The sequence below is a fragment of the Streptococcus sp. 27098_8_66 genome (assembly GCF_041431945.1).
GTDB classification, from domain to species: Bacteria; Bacillota; Bacilli; order Lactobacillales; family Streptococcaceae; genus Streptococcus; species Streptococcus dentalis.
This window is the reverse complement of the sequence record NZ_JAPVYS010000001.1, coordinates 16614-31560: the sequence shown is the minus strand read 5'-3', so window position 1 is coordinate 31560 and position 14947 is coordinate 16614. Positions and strand designations below refer to the sequence as shown.

Annotated in this window: 14 protein-coding genes and 1 pseudogene; 2 read left to right on the top strand and 13 right to left on the bottom strand. The window is 45.1% G+C overall.

All coding sequences use genetic code 11. The features are described from left to right. Positions 1 to 215: 215 nt before the first annotated feature. Positions 216 to 520: pseudogene (locus O3642_RS00155) on the bottom strand (hypothetical protein); the annotation flags it as partial. Between the two features lie 174 nt (positions 521 to 694). Here O3642_RS00155 and O3642_RS00150 point away from each other — a divergent pair. Both O3642_RS00150 and O3642_RS00145 read left to right on the top strand, forming a co-directional pair. After that, complete coding sequence (locus O3642_RS00150) at positions 695 to 1798, top strand: ABC transporter permease (protein WP_371605132.1); 1104 nt, start codon at positions 695 to 697, stop codon at positions 1796 to 1798. A gap of 1 nt (position 1799) precedes the next feature. Then, on the top strand, positions 1800 to 2489 hold the full coding sequence (locus O3642_RS00145; RefSeq protein WP_155126137.1) for an ABC transporter ATP-binding protein: 690 nt from the start codon (positions 1800 to 1802) through the stop codon (positions 2487 to 2489). A gap of 48 nt (positions 2490 to 2537) precedes the next feature. On the opposite strand, the gene O3642_RS00140 is transcribed toward O3642_RS00145, so the two are convergent. From O3642_RS00140 to rfbB, 12 genes are all read right to left on the bottom strand, one after another. Beyond that, positions 2538 to 3857 (bottom strand): HAMP domain-containing sensor histidine kinase, encoded by a 1320-nt coding sequence (locus O3642_RS00140; RefSeq protein ID WP_155126139.1) that lies wholly within the window; start codon positions 3855 to 3857, stop codon positions 2538 to 2540. Continuing rightward, positions 3854 to 4507: a response regulator transcription factor gene (locus tag O3642_RS00135; protein WP_002891287.1), complete on the bottom strand. Its 654-nt coding sequence runs from the start codon at positions 4505 to 4507 to the stop codon at positions 3854 to 3856. The genes O3642_RS00140 and O3642_RS00135 overlap by 4 nt, the downstream gene beginning before the upstream one ends. A 72-nt stretch (positions 4508 to 4579) precedes the next feature. Beyond that, the gene (locus O3642_RS00130) at positions 4580 to 5956 is read right to left on the bottom strand and encodes an ABC transporter permease (protein WP_155126141.1); all 1377 of its coding nucleotides are present in this window, start codon (positions 5954 to 5956) and stop codon (positions 4580 to 4582) included. A gap of 12 nt (positions 5957 to 5968) precedes the next feature. Then, the gene (locus O3642_RS00125; protein ID WP_155172136.1) at positions 5969 to 6610 is read right to left on the bottom strand and encodes an ABC transporter ATP-binding protein; all 642 of its coding nucleotides are present in this window, start codon (positions 6608 to 6610) and stop codon (positions 5969 to 5971) included. A gap of 6 nt (positions 6611 to 6616) precedes the next feature. Further along, positions 6617 to 7879, bottom strand: coding sequence for an ABC transporter permease (locus O3642_RS00120; protein ID WP_155172138.1), 1263 nt, complete (start codon positions 7877 to 7879; stop codon positions 6617 to 6619). A gap of 206 nt (positions 7880 to 8085) precedes the next feature. Then, positions 8086 to 8283, bottom strand: coding sequence for a DUF3272 family protein (locus tag O3642_RS00115; protein ID WP_371605131.1), 198 nt, complete (start codon positions 8281 to 8283; stop codon positions 8086 to 8088). 38 nt (positions 8284 to 8321) lie between these two features. Next, positions 8322 to 9998: a DNA polymerase III subunit gamma/tau gene (dnaX, locus tag O3642_RS00110; protein ID WP_155172140.1), complete on the bottom strand. Its 1677-nt coding sequence runs from the start codon at positions 9996 to 9998 to the stop codon at positions 8322 to 8324. Then, positions 9998 to 10495 (bottom strand): GAF domain-containing protein, encoded by a 498-nt coding sequence (locus tag O3642_RS00105; protein WP_070449165.1) that lies wholly within the window; start codon positions 10493 to 10495, stop codon positions 9998 to 10000. The genes dnaX and O3642_RS00105 overlap by 1 nt, the downstream gene beginning before the upstream one ends. A gap of 486 nt (positions 10496 to 10981) precedes the next feature. After that, positions 10982 to 11662, bottom strand: coding sequence for a YoaK family protein (locus tag O3642_RS00100; protein WP_049472456.1), 681 nt, complete (start codon positions 11660 to 11662; stop codon positions 10982 to 10984). A 193-nt stretch (positions 11663 to 11855) separates the two neighbouring features. Continuing rightward, on the bottom strand, positions 11856 to 12494 hold the full coding sequence (gene udk / locus O3642_RS00095) for a uridine kinase (RefSeq protein ID WP_003007856.1): 639 nt from the start codon (positions 12492 to 12494) through the stop codon (positions 11856 to 11858). A gap of 140 nt (positions 12495 to 12634) precedes the next feature. Then, positions 12635 to 13744 (bottom strand): hypothetical protein, encoded by a 1110-nt coding sequence (locus O3642_RS00090; RefSeq protein WP_155172143.1) that lies wholly within the window; start codon positions 13742 to 13744, stop codon positions 12635 to 12637. Between the two features lie 124 nt (positions 13745 to 13868). Then, entirely contained in the window at positions 13869 to 14915 is a 1047-nt protein-coding gene (gene rfbB, locus O3642_RS00085) for a dTDP-glucose 4,6-dehydratase (RefSeq protein ID WP_003002700.1), read from the bottom strand. Between the last annotated feature and the right edge of the window lie 32 nt (positions 14916 to 14947).

Here is a 14947-nt window from a genome sequence, read left to right as displayed (position 1 = left end):
ATTTCCCTCTCCTACAAAAGAACTCGGACCCCTTTCACTCACTTGTAAAAACAGCCCTAGACTCATAGGATCGGAGAAATTTACATAGAACTAGTATACCATAAATGCTAGGTGGCAACATTGATTTTGCACAAGAAAACCACTTAAAAAGGTGGCTTTTGTCTCAATCATTCTAGTGGACTTTTTTATGTAGAATTCTTCCTGACAGCAAATCCCTACATGCCTTTTGCCAGCTCTCCTAATTTTTCAATCCGATCATGAAGGGTTTCTACATTGAGATTTTCGTTCTGGTAGTCGCACAACACACCATTCTCATAAAAGACTTGCTCGGGTAGCTGGACCTGCGGTGGCTGAGGACACTGAATCATGGCTACACTGAAGACTCCACCAGGCCCAGTTTGCTCCAGGGTATTGCCTACGAAATGATAGGAAAAGCTCTGAATTGCCAGTCCTTGTAAGCACCTGAGATCACATAGGCTACCTTTCGCTCATGACCACGGCCAAAGGGATAGTTCCTAAAGAGGGATTGTCAAGGCGATCCATATTATTATATGCACAAAAAAACTTGAACTGTTTCATTCGTCTATACTTCCCAAACACCATCCCCCCATTCTCCCACCACTTGTGGTATGATGATAGAGTATGTTTAGGTGCCGAGCTACTCGAGCATCTCCGTGCTAAAAGGAGAACGAATATGAAAATCGCATGGAATGAAATTAAATACCAACCCAAGAAGTTTATCCTGATTGAACTCCTCATTACCATCCTCATGTTTATGGTGGTGTTCTTATCCGGGCTGACAAATGGACTGGGCCGTTCGGTATCAGCTCAAATCGATAACTATGGGTCGCTGCACTACATCCTTTCGACGGATTCAGAAGGGATTATCCCCTTTTCAACTATTACGGCGAAGGATTTAGATGAGGTCCAAAAGATAGAGGGGATGGACTATTCGGGCTTGTCCATCCAGCGAGCAACCGTCTCAAAAACAGAGGATTCCAACACTCTGGATATCACCTACTTCGCGACCGACTACAATGAAAAAGAGATCCTCAATCCAATCATGGAAGATACAGACCTCAAGATCTCCGACTTAAAGAAAAACGAGGTCATTCTGAATAGTTCTTTCAAAGAGGATGAAGGGATCCAAGTCGGCGATCAAGTGATCGACAAAACTTCTAAGCAAAAACTAAAGGTCGTGGCCTTCGCGAAAAATGCCAAATACGGCTATAGCGAGATTGGCTTTATCAGCTCTGAGACCTACACAGGCATGCGGCAAAAAACAGATCCAAGCTATCAATGGCAAGCCCAAACCCTTGTGACTAAGAAAAACATCCCTTCTAGCGATCTAGCCAGCAACTTGATGGTGGCGGATAAGAAGCAGGTGATCGATAAAATCCCTGGCTACAAGGCTCAAAACCTGACGCTACGGATGATCACCTGGGTGCTCTTACTCGCTTCTTCTGCTATCCTTGGGGTCTTCTTCTATATCCTCACCCTGCAGAAGTTGAAACAGTTCGGTGTCTTGAAGGCTATTGGCATGTCCATGAGCCAGATTACCTATGTCCAACTATCCCAGCTCACCATCATCTCCCTCATCGGAGTGCTGTTGGGGCTTGGCTTGGCAACTATGATGGCGCCATTTTTACCCAATAGCGTCCCTTCCTTTATGACCCTGAAGGACAATCTCACCATCTCGCTTAGCTTTATCCTGACCTCTATTTTGTGTGGTGCCTTGTCCCTTGTCAAAATCAAAAAAGTAGATCCAATCGAAGTCATTGGTGGAAATGGAGAATAAGATGGCCATTATCGAATTAGAAAATATCAGAAAATCCTACGCCGATGGCAGCCAGATGCACCATGTCCTCAACCAGCTGAATTTAAGCGTCGAACCCAACGAATTTGTCGCGATCTTGGGCCCTTCAGGATCTGGTAAGTCCACGCTTTTAGCCATCGCTGGCTTGCTTTTGTCAGCAGATGAGGGGCGGATTCGTATCGCTAGCCAAGACTTGACCGGTCTTAACCAAAGTCAGTGGACGCAAAAACGGCTGGAATTGCTCGGCTTTATCTTTCAAGATCACCAGCTCCTCTCCTACATGAAAATCGGTGACCAGTTAGAACTGGTGGCCAAATTAAAAGGGGAGAAGGACAAGAAAAAACGCCAAGAGGAAGTCAAAGTCTTGTTGGCAGATCTTGGCATCGAAGCTTGTTACCACCAATATCCGAATCAGATGTCCGGTGGGCAAAAGCAACGAGCAGCCATTGCTCGGGCCTTCATCGGAAATCCGCAGGTCATTTTAGCCGATGAACCAACGGCTAGCCTAGACCCAGATCGAGGGCAAGAAATCGCCCAGTTGATCCGGAAAGAAGTCAAATCCAAAAACAAGAGCGCCATCATGGTGACCCATGACCGCTCCATCCTGACCTATGTGGATACCATTTATGAATTAAAACACGGCCAATTGCTAAAGGTCGAAAAAGTTGATTAAATGCAAACTAGCGAACAAGAGTCTCTCTTGTTCGCTAGTTTTTTATTCTTACGGATCTTTGGGCAGTTCCATACGGAAGCGTAAGCCCATAGCCGTTTTGTCAAATTGGTAGGCCAGTTCTTCATGGTCTAGCAAGTGTTGGACCACGAAGAGTCCCAAGCCGCCTTCCTTCTTCTGACGGCTAGCGGTCATTGGCATTTCAGCGGTCTCTACCATTTCCTGGCTGGTATTTTCAACCGCCAAGTGCGTCCCTTCCTCTTCGAGGCGGAGCTGGATCTCTCCACCGGCATCCGAATGCTTAACGGCATTGCTGATGACATTTGAGAGGACCAATTTCAGAATCGCTGGGTCCATATAGACTGGTTTGGCTGGGATCTGATTGTCAATCGTGAGCGAGCGAGATTGCGCCAAGACCTTGTACTGGTCGAGGATCTGCTCTAAGACCTGATCCAGCTGGATCCACTCCTTGTCTCCAGCCAATTCTTGGACAGAGGACAGGGACAGGATTTCTAGGACGATCTGGTTCATCTCATCGACGATATCGAGGGAGACCGACAGGTAGCGGTCCCGATCCTTGTAGCGGCCGATCTTATCCCGCATATTTTCAAGGATAATCTTCAAGCTGGCTAGAGGCGTCTTGAGCTCATGTGAGGCTCCACGTAGGAATTCGACCTTCATCTGCTCCAACTTCAGATTTTCTTGTTTTTGCTGCTCTAGATTGTCGATCACTTCTAGAAGATGGTGATAGAGGTCGTTGATCTGTTGCTTAAGAACACCGATCTCATCCTGCGAATGAATGGGAAGACTAGCTGTCCGATCCAAGCGCTTCATCCGCTTGGTCATCTGCTTGATCTCAAGGATCGGAGCAGAAATCAGGCGGGCATAGAGATAAGAGGCAAGCAGTGACAGGACAAAGGAAGCCAGAAGACTATAGGGAAGGAAGCCCAAACTGATGTCCCGCGCTTCCTTTTGGGAATCGACAGTTGCTAAGAATTGCAAGGTCAAGTCCTTCCCCTCTTTGGTCTCAATCTTTCGCTCTTCAATGACCAAGGAATTGTTCTGGCTGTTAGGGTTCAGGAGCAAGTCATCCTTGACCTCTAGGGCATTTTGTTTTTCCTTGCCCTTAATTGAGACCTTGATATCATTGGTCTTGGAATAAAGGTCGATGACCGACTCAATGGTTCCTTCTTCCTGACCCTGGAAACTCTTGGCCAGGGCCTGTGATTTCTTCAAAATCGTCTGGCGCTGAGACTCGATATAGGTCGAGGGGAAAATAAAGTAAACCGAAGCATGTAGAAGGATGACTAAGCCACTAAAAAGGGCAAAGGTGATCAGAAAGATCTTTGCAAAGATACTTCGTTTGGTCATGGTCTCTCCAATTTATAGCCGACATTGCGTACCGTAACGATACAGTCCAGCTCTAGTTTTTTTCGTAGTTCCTTGATATAGACATCGATTACCCGGTCAAAAGGAATCTCCTCCGTCTCCTTCCAGACGGCATCGAGGATCTGAGAGCGGGTCCGGGCCTTACCCTCATGCTGGAGCAAGTATTCCAAGATTTCCAACTCCTTGGCATTCATGGAGATGGCTTGCCCAGCTAGGCTGGCAGTGTAGCTCTCAAAATCCACCCGTGCCTCTCCATAGGTGAAGACCCGGGAAGGCTGGAGCTTTTTAAAAATAGCTTCGATACGGACCTTCAAGAGGGACAAGGAGAAGGGTTTTTCCAGGTAGCCGTCCGCCAACTCTCCAAAGGCCGTCAACTTATAGTCCTCGTCATGGAAGGCCGTCAGCATAAGGACAGGGACCGAGCTGGTCTTCCGGATGGTCTTGAGCACTTCCAAGCCATTGAGGATAGGGAGCTGGATATCCAGCAAGACCAGATCTGGCGCTTCTTTGTGAAAGAGGTCCAGGGCCTCCTGCCCATCACCTGCTTCAAAGACTTCATAGCCACATTCCATGAGATAGTCGCTCATCCCTTCGCGAATCAGGACTTCATCTTCTACGATTAGTATCTTCATACACTTTCCTTTTATCTAAGAAACTTCTTCTACCTCCTATTATACCCTATTTCTATTTTAGGAAACAATCTCTTATTCGACATCCACCAAGAGTTCCTTTGGTTTCTTATGCAAGAGCCATTGTGAAGAAAGGATAGATACCAGAATCAAGAGAAGGCCACCGACCAACACAATCACCAGCAGTTGGCTCGGTTGGATGTCCATATGGAGGTCTGTCAAGGTCTTACTGAAGCTTTCGGCCTCAGCTCCTCCACCAAGGTTGGCTGCAGAAGATTCTTGAGCCATTTGTTTGGCAATGCCACTGGTGACGTTCTTAAGCACCGTATCTCCCACTCCTTTAGCAAGAAGACCTGCGACTCCATAGGAAAGGAGGAAGGCTGGGATGGAGATCATGATCAATTCTGCCACGAATTGCCCCGCAATCTGCACCTTGGAGAGCCCCAGAGCCAGCAAGATTCCCACTTCTCTGCGACGGGCATTGAGCCACAAGACGAGGAGAAGGGTGAGAAGCAAGCTAGCAAAGATGAGGCTACCGATAAACAAGTAGTCCGCCACTTGGAACATGCTACTGATGGATTTTTGCAAGGCTGGGTAGTTGGAAGAACTCTTAACCAAGTCAAAGTAATTCCATGGGATATCTAAGGCTTTGATTTTTTCGATCAATTGATCGAGGTCCTGATCCCCCTTGGCAAAGAAGGTCGCATCCTCATAGGTAGCTGTTTGGACAGTATTGCCATAGAGCTTGGCAGCTGTATCTAGGTCAGAAATGAGGGTATCTTCATACAACTCTTGGGCGTAAGTTAGAGGAGCTTGGTTCTTCCCTGAGAACAGACCCTTAATGGTCACTTCGACAGTTTCATTGGCCCCTTTTTCATTGTCAGCGTCGTAGAGATTGGACTTGAGACGCACCTTATCGCCTACCTTGAGACCATTCTTTTTCGCCAAATCTTCGTGCATGAGGATTTGGTTTTTATCTTTGTCTGTCAGATGCTCCCCTTGGACTAGTTTGTAGGCTCCAGAGACAAATTTATCTTCTTTTGAAGAGTCATTGACCCCTGTCACCATCAAGGTATTCTTGAAGTGCTTGGCCCGCTCTGGAGATTGATTTTGCAGGGTTTCTTCAGTCTCAATGATCTCGTGGTCTAGGATATCTGCGATGGCATTGATCCGCTTGATGGAGGAGGTGATCCCCTCTACCTGGCTGATTTTTTCGATATCTTCTCCTCTGAGATTCCCAGCTCCCCGAGGGGTTCCCGGATTGGTCCTGCGATTGATCTGCATGGAGAAGCTATTGGTGATGGATCCCAGGCTTTCCGATGAAGCTTTTTGGGTCGCCCCCTTCATAGAGAGTCCGATCAAGCTCAAGGTCCCCATGAGGAGAATGATGGCAAAGAGCAAGAGAGACTTGGGCCATTTACGTGTGATATAAGCAAAAGCATTGCGCAACATAGCATTCCCTCCTTACTTGCTCTTCTCAACGAGGCTACGGCGACTCAATTCCAAGACCACATCGGAGGCCTCTGCCACTTCCTTACTGTGGGTGACGACGATGACACATTTTTGGCGTTCCTTGGCTAACTTCTTCAAAATGGCAATGATGTCACCTGCTGTCTGTTCATCAAGGTTTCCTGTCGGCTCATCTGCCAAGATAACAGGTGCTTCTGAAACGAGTGCACGCGCAATAGCCACCCGTTGCTGCTGCCCTCCGGATAGTTGGAGAACATTGCGTTTGATTTGCGTTTCATCCAATCCCAATTCCAAGAGAATGTCTTTCCCAGCTTGTTTGTTGACCAGGCGGACATTTTCAAGTGGTGTCAAATAATCAATCAGATTGTAATTCTGAAAGACCAGGGAAACATGGTGCTTGCGATGGTAGCTAGACCCTTTGGTCTGAATGTCCTCCCCATCAAAGAGAACCTGCCCCTTCTTGGGATTGTCCAGACCAGCCAAGAGGGAGAGGAGGGTTGATTTCCCAGCTCCTGACTGACCAATAATACTGTAAAAGGTCCCATTTTCGAACTGATAGTTCACGTCTGAGAAGATCTCTTCTTGATAACTTTGGTAACTATAGGCTACATGTTTGAGTTCTAACATAGGTGTCATTTCTCCTTAACTCATTTTTGTTAATATTTCTTTTGGACTCTTGCGCCAGATCATGCTGGTCGTTACACCGAGCGACAGAAGGATCAAGCACAAGAGGCTAGCATAGGCGATTCCTAAGGAAAGGCCTTGAGGGATTTGGTTGAGCAAGTCTAGGGTCTGCTGTTGGCCTGTCTGTCCGACAAACTGTTCTAAGAAACGATGGCTGACCAGCCGCCCGATGAGAAAGGCTGGGATCACCGCTAGTAAGGATACCAGCACCACCTCCAAGAGGAACTGTCTAAAGATCCGGCCCTTGCTCTTCCCAATAGATAAGAGCACACCGATTTCATGGATCCGCTCCCGTGTCCAGAGACTGAGTAAGAGCGATAGCGTACCAGCTCCTGTCACCAGGAGGACGATCATCATGATCCGTACCAGGCCTTCTAAGGTCTGAGAGGATTCTTTCATCTGGTCAAAGGCCTTGCGATCTTCGACCACGCGCAGAGACTGCCAATCTAGATCCAAGCTTTTAACTTGCTTCAAGAGGGCATCGATTTTCTCAGGATCTTTGACTCCAAAGGTGACCTGGGTCACTTCTTGCTGACTGAGACCAAGAAGCTTAGTCGCATCCTCATAAGGGAGGTAGACTTGATTCTCACTCAGATCAGAGGTCATCCCTGTGAATTTTTCCTGTTTCTTACCCGAAAAGATCCCAACGATTTTAAAGGTTTGCTCTTTGGCAGGAGTCTCTCCCATCTGAAAGCTGGATAAGGTCAAGGAATCTCCGACCTTTAGCTTGTTCTTCTTAGCCAACTCTTGGTGGATCAAGATCTGGCCGCGAGCCTTGTCGGATAAGTGCTTGCCTTGCACCAGTTGGAAACTACCACTGCGGAAATCCAAGTGCTGGTCTGTCTTCTGGGTAAAGACAGCGCCTAGCGCTTGCTTGGCTTCCTGCCCCAAATCGTCTCGCTCCACCGACTGCTGTCCCGTCACCGCTTCTTTATCAAGAATGCGAACGGGACTTTCATATTGAGGAACCATAGATCCAACTCCAGCTAGCTGCTGCACCTTTTCAGCTTCTTTCAGAGCAAAGGGAGTAGCCCCCTGCTTACTGGTCAGGGCAAAGCTGGTCCCAGCCGACTGTTTGATATGGTCCTCCAGCCTTCCTCCTACTTGCATCAGTGAAAAACAGAAATACAAGCAAGAGAGGATCAAGAGGAGAATTAGAAAGAGGACCAGATTCCTCGTTCTTTTTCGAGAAATATAGGCGATTGCCTGTTGTAAGAGCATGATCTTACCCTCCATTTCAAGGTCCACGACAATACAATGTGGACGCTTTCATCATTTGTTATAGTTATTATAGAAAAGAAATGTGAAATGTTTATGAAATAGAAAAAGTTTCCTAGAAAAATTTAGGAGAGCTAAACAGTCTTTTAAAGTCACTTTATCTATTGACATAGAAAAAACCTTTGAAAAAGAATTTCTTTTCAAAGGTTTTATTTTCTTTTCTTTCTGATTTCTTTTTCAATGGCACTCGCAATCTTCTCCACCATATAGGCTGTCTGGAGATTGCGCAAGATCAAGAGGGCCCAAAAACATGCAAAGAGCATTTGACCCGCTATGGTCGCTTCATTGAAAAAGTATGTCTCCATAGCAGTAAAGACTGCTATCACTGCAAATTGTTTTCTATTCATAAAATTATTTTACCATGATTCAGTAAAAAATTCATGTATTAATCGTCTTGCAGGGTGATTTTATCGGATAAAAAGTGAAATTCCTCAGGGATGACACTTTCCTCTTCTTCTACCACTTCCGCTTTTTGCCCACGTGCCTTAGCCGAAAACTCTGCCCGGATTTGGGTCCATTCTTCCATCGAAACCGCTAAAATCTCTGGCGAGAAGCCAGCAGCATTGCTGAGGATATTTCCAAACATGGTATTGAGGTTGTCCCGCTTCATGGTCTGTTCAGCATTAAAGGCCGATTCAAAGGCTAAAATAGCGTGATTTTCATTGGCAGCGACCGGCTGAGATCCGATTAAGAGGGCCTTATCCGCACCTGTCAAGCTCTCGATGATTTCCCCCCAAGCGTTCTGAAGACGGATCAAGTTGGTCCGTGCCAACTCTGGGTTTTCAACCGCCTCTTGTAAAATCGTGTTGACCTTGTTTCGATCTGCACGGTAGCCCTTGCTCGACTTGGTTGGACGAGCTACTGCCGGTTTTGAAGCAGGAAGACTGCTACCTGATTGCGCTAACTGTTGCTTGAGTTGAGCGACTTCCTTCTTCAAGTCTTCCAGCTGAGCTAGCACATTGGAAGGAAGCTCCACTGCAGCTGAGTTAGAAACTTGGCCCGTGCTTTCAGCCAATTTAATGGTCATCATTTCAGTGTAAATGCGCGGTTGCAGACTATTTTTGATATCCGCTAGACTAGTCGTCGCCTGGTCAATCAGGGCAAAAAGACGGGCTTGATCGGCTTCGAGATTCGCCGCAAACAAGTCACTATTGTGGGTATTTTCTCCACCTGTCTGGACAATCAAGAGATCTCTCAGGTATTGAAGTAAGTCCGTGACAAAGCGGGCCATATTCTTCCCATTATCAAAGATAATCGCCAGCTGATCCAGCGCCGCTGTCGCATCATGAGCCAGGATGGCAGCCACGTACTGATCGAGCGCAGCTAGACTGATGGAGCCCGTAATCTCTTCAGCTATTGCTGTCGTTAACTCACTACCCGCAGTCAGACTCAGGGCTTGGTCCAAAATGGACAAGGCATCCCGCATCCCCCCTTCAGCGCGCCGGGCGATGATCTGCACAGCATCTGCTTCATAGGCAATCCCTTCAGTAGCTAGGATATTTTCCAAGTGTTGGACAATATCTGGCAGTTTGATGGATTTGAATTCAAAGCGTTGCACCCGTGACAGGATGGTGGCTGGAATCTTGTGTAACTCGGTTGTAGCGAGGATAAAGACCACGTTTTCCGTTGGCTCTTCTAAGGTCTTCAACAAGGCATTAAAGGCCCCTGTTGAGAGCATATGGACCTCATCGATAATGTAGACCTTATGCTTGGCTAGACTCGGAGCATAAGTGGATTTGTCGCGAATATCGCGAATTTCATCGACCCCATTGTTGGAGGCCGCGTCGATCTCGATGACATCTTCTAGGCTCCCATTGGTAATGGATTCACAGATATAGCAGTCGTTACAAGGCTCCCCGTTGACTTGATTAGGACAGTTCATAGCCTTAGCAAAGATCTTGGCCACACTGGTTTTCCCAGTACCACGAGGACCCGAAAAGAGATAGGCATGGCTGATCTTCTCTTGCTCGACGGCCTGTCTCAATGTCCGTGCCACCACTTGCTGGCCGACTAATTGGCCAAAGGTCTGGCTCCGGTATTTCCGATATAAAGCTTGATACATTAGTTCTTAACTCCAAACATCTTAAAGTCCCAGTTTGTCTTTTCGATCAAGAGAGCGACAAACTTTTCCAAATACTCTTGATCCAGCTGATCATAGTCAGAGACACACTCTGAATCTAGATCTAAAACTCCAAGGAGCTGACCGTCCTTGACCATAGGGACCACAATCTCACTCATAGCGCGACTATCACAGGAAATATAGTTGGCATGCTGGCGGACATCATCGACAATCATGGTTTCTTGCTTCTGGGCCGCTTCTCCACAGACACCCTTTCCAAGCGCAATGTGGACACAAGAGACGCCCCCCTGAAAGGGTCCCAAGATCAATTCTGACTGGTCATACAAATAAAAACCCGCAAAGACAGAACGAGGCAGGGCTTGATTTAAGAGAGCACTGGCGTTAGACAAATTGGCCAAGGCATTGCTTTCTCCTGTTAAGAGAGCGTCTAACTGTGCCAGTAAAAGTTGGTATTGTGATTCTTTTTCCGAATGTTTCATACCTTTCATTATACCAAATCTTTGCCCAAAAATTAAGCTTCAAATAGCGAAAGAAAAGAGAGTGGGACAGAAATCGGTCATTCGTTAGAATTCGATTTCGTCGTCCCACCTCCGCACAGTTGAGTAGGGCTGTAAAAGTTGATGTAATCAGCGTAGTAGAGCCCACTCAACCACTGCGTCTTGCTCGACAATCCAAAAACAATTAAGAGGCTATGACTTTTGCCCCAGCCTCTGGAATATAGATAAACTAATTTTTAGTAAAATAACTTAAGCGATTCTGCAAAGAGATAAAATCGAGGTCTCATTAATTTAAATTGATAAAGAATATACTAAACTTTCCGCTGTGAGAAAAGTGCCTGAAGCTTAACTGCTTCAGGCACACGGAATTATTGAGACCTTAGGCTCAATAATTAGTCATGGAACTTCTTAAAAGAAGTTCGCTGACGTCCGCACTCACCTAAGGAAAGTTATTTATGATACTTTTATCTATTCATGTCGCCGATTGAAGCGAAAGACTTCAAAATATTGAATGGCCCGGTAGATTAAAAAGATGGTCAAGATGATGGCCACTAGCCAGATAGTTTTTAAACCATAAAACTGGATCAAGTAGGTCGAAAAGATGGCCCCACAGACGAAACTCCCGATCAAGCAGGTCATAAAGATGGCTTCCCAGAGGAATTTCATCTCCTTTTCTCTGACAAAATTTCCATAAGCCACCATGGTTTTCTTGAGATTTCCGGTCATAAAAGAGTGGTTGTAGGCATAGCTACCTACTTCTCCAAATGAGGTCGCTACGATTCCTAAACTCAGGCCAAAAAAAGGCACGATGAAGACATTTTTTACCGATGCTGGTAAAAATCCTGTCACCAAAGTTGTGAGGATATAGGGCACTAGGGTACTCAAGCGCCAGACTGAATTATCAATCAAGCGACGCAAGACCGTCATTAAAAAGATCCCCAGCATAAAGGCCAGCATCGTGGCTAACTTCACTTCTACATCTGAGATCTGCTGGCCGATCAAACCAACCGATAGAAAGACCACATTTCCCGTCTGGCCTGCCGCCAAGGTCCCACCCCGACAAATAAAGGTATAAGCATCTGAAAAACCAGCACACATGGTCAATAAACAAGCGAACGCCTTGGTCCGCGAATGAAACTCCCTTTTCATTTCCATTCTCCTTAGGAAAAAGAGGGAGTGGTACAGAACGTTACATAACGTTTTTCGTACCTCCCCCGCAACATTGATGGAGAACTCTTCTGAGTCTTTTAGCGAATGAAGAGTCTCATCAACTACTGAGACATTCCGTCACTCCTCATATCCGTAGACACTTGGTGACCAGTTGCCCTTCTTCTCTCTTTTTCTATTTTCCCTCACGCGCTTCGTTGAGGATTTTTTCAATCTTGGTTGTGATCAAATCAATCGCTACCGTGTTGGTCACTCCTTCAGGAATGATCACGTCCGCATAGCGCTTGGTTGGCTCAATGAACTGATGGTACATGGGTTTCACCACTCCAAGGTACTGCTCAATAACGCTATCGAGACTCCGTCCACGCTCCTCCATATCGCGCTTGATTCGGCGAATGATCCGAACATCATCATCCGTATCAACGAAAATCTTGATGTCCATCAAGTCTCGAAGGCGCTTGTCTTCAAGGACTAAGATTCCTTCCACGATAAAGACATCCTGAGGTTCCTGGCGATAGGTCTTACTACTGCGCGTATGCTCTGCATAGTCATAGGTTGGGATATCCACCGGACGACCTGCCAAGAGTTCATTGATCTGCGCAATCATCAAGTCCGTATCAAAGGCAAAAGGATGGTCATAGTTGGTCTTGATCCGCTCCTCAAAGGTTAAATGACTCTGGTCCTTGTAATAAGAATCATGCTCAATCATAGCAATCTTTTCATTCGGAAAATTAGCCAAAATGGCACGAGACACACTGGTCTTTCCACCACCAGAACCACCAGTAACACCAATAATAATAGGTCTATTTTGCATTTTCTACTCCATTACCTGTAGTCGCCTGAGAAGAAATAAACATCTCAGACACATCTTATCTATTTTACCATATTTTTACCTAGACATGAATCATTTTTACGATGAAATTTCCAGTAGAAAAGGACCTTGCGGTCCTTTGATTATTTCACTTTTTCTATTTTTCCATCGTACTCAAAATGATTGGTTAAAACAATAATAGTTTTTCCACCATTTGTTACTAGAAAGTAAAAATAATCCCCAACTTTTTTATAAATATCTTTTGGATTATTTACATGATATCCCTGAGCTTCTAATTTTGATTGAATTTCATAGAATTTTTCTTTAAATTTATCTTCACTAAATTTTTCTCCATTTTTAAGGGCTTCATCTTTTTCAGCCTCCTCAAGAGAATAAACCGCAAATATTTGTGGATCCCTCTGTCTCCTTGTTAAAATACCATTTTTACTAATTGTAATTGTATCGTTATAAGTATTATTTTCATAATACATATTCCACTTTCCAACAAAAGCTTGAGCCATAGCGACTTTACGATAGGTCATCGTTTTTTTCAATTCTTTTGGTTCAAAATATAGAGATCTCAATCTATATTGATCATTCGTAAACGAAACCATAGTTCCATCTTGTTGAATAAGATTATAATAGGTATTTTTCTCACTATGAGCAACAATAACTTCTTTCGTTTTCAAGCTAAAAATACGATCAAAATCTTTTAGTGATTTAAGATCAGACTTATTCACTTTTTCTAAAAATTGAGAAAGTTCCTTATTAGCTTTATCTCCTTTTGTTAATGATTGAATTTTAATATTCCCATCTTTTATCATTCCTTTTTGATTCGTTTCATACACAATCGCATCCGAATCTGAAATGTTGGACCAAACACCATCTAGACTTGGTCCACCTGAAAAGAAGAAGAACCAAGCAAAGGAAATCACTGCGACAAGACCCGCAACTGCGGCCCCAATTTGGGGTTGTTTATTGAAAGAAAATGTCAATTTTTTCGGTCTTGGAATAGGTTGTAAGATTTTCGCCGATGGCTGCGGTTGGACAACAGCTGTCTGCTCTTGTGAAAGAGGTGCGCTAGGTGCAACAGGTGCTTCCTGAGCAGGAGCCTGTGCTTTAGTTGCTGGAGCTGGTGTTTCTTTTCGCTCTACGACAAACTCCCCTTTTTCACGCGCTTCTTGAAATTCTTGCATACTTGGCTTGCGACCATTGATCGCTTCAAAATATTCAACCCAATCGTTTTGATTCATCATATCCCCCTTATTGATTCATTATAAAAACTAACCACATTATACCACAAATCCATGGTTAATTTTTTGATTTTCAGAAAATAGAAGAAAAAGTCCAAGCAGTTTTCCACTTGGACTTTCTTTACTATTTCAAAACTTTTTGTGTTTTCGCGTAGTTGGCTTCTACAGCTTCTTTTTCAGCTTTCCACCAGTCTTGGTGATCTGTGTACCACTTGATGGTGTCTTCCAAACCAGCTTCGAAGTTTGTGAATTGTGGTTCCCAACCTAATTCTTCACGCAATTTGGTTGAATCAATCGCGTAACGCAAATCGTGACCAGCACGGTCTGTTACACGGTCGTAGGCGTCTTTTGGTTGACCCATTTTTTCAAGGATCAACTCAAGCACTTCTTTGTTGTTCTTTTCACCATCGGCACCGATCAGGTAAGTTTCACCGATACGGCCTTTAGTGAGAATAGCCCAAACACCAGTTGAGTGGTCGTTGGTGTGGATCCAGTCACGGACGTTCTTCCCTTCACCATAAAGTTTTGGCTTGATGCCAGACAAGATATTGGTGATTTGACGTGGGATGAATTTTTCGATGTGTTGGTATGGCCCGTAGTTGTTTGAACAGTTTGAAATCGTTGCTTTGACACCAAATGAACGTACCCAAGCTTTCACAATCAAGTCTGAAGCAGCCTTGGTTGATGAATAAGGGGATGATGGGTTGTATTTGGTTTCAGCAGTGAATTTTTCACCAGGACCTTCCCCATGTCCGGGAAGATCTTCGCGCAATGGAAGGTCTCCATACACTTCGTCTGTTGACACGTGGTGGAAACGAATATCGTACTTACGAGCCGCTTCCAAAAGTGTATAAGTTCCAACAAAGTTTGTGTAGATAAATGGAGATGGATCTTTGAGGGAGTTGTCATTGTGGCTTTCAGCCGCATAGTGGACAATGGCATCAGCCTTGGCAGCCAATTTATCAACTAATTCAGCATCAGCGATGTCTCCCACCACCAACTCGACACGGTCTCCAAGGATTTCTTCGATATTGGCACGGTTACCAGCATAAGTAAGTTTGTCCAAGACTGTCACATGGACATCTGGATGGTTGTTGTAGACATAGTGGACGAAGTTTGAACCAATGAAACCAGCTCCACCGGTTACGATGATATGTTTATATTCTGACATTTTTTCTCCAAATAGTTTTTAGTTTTGATTGT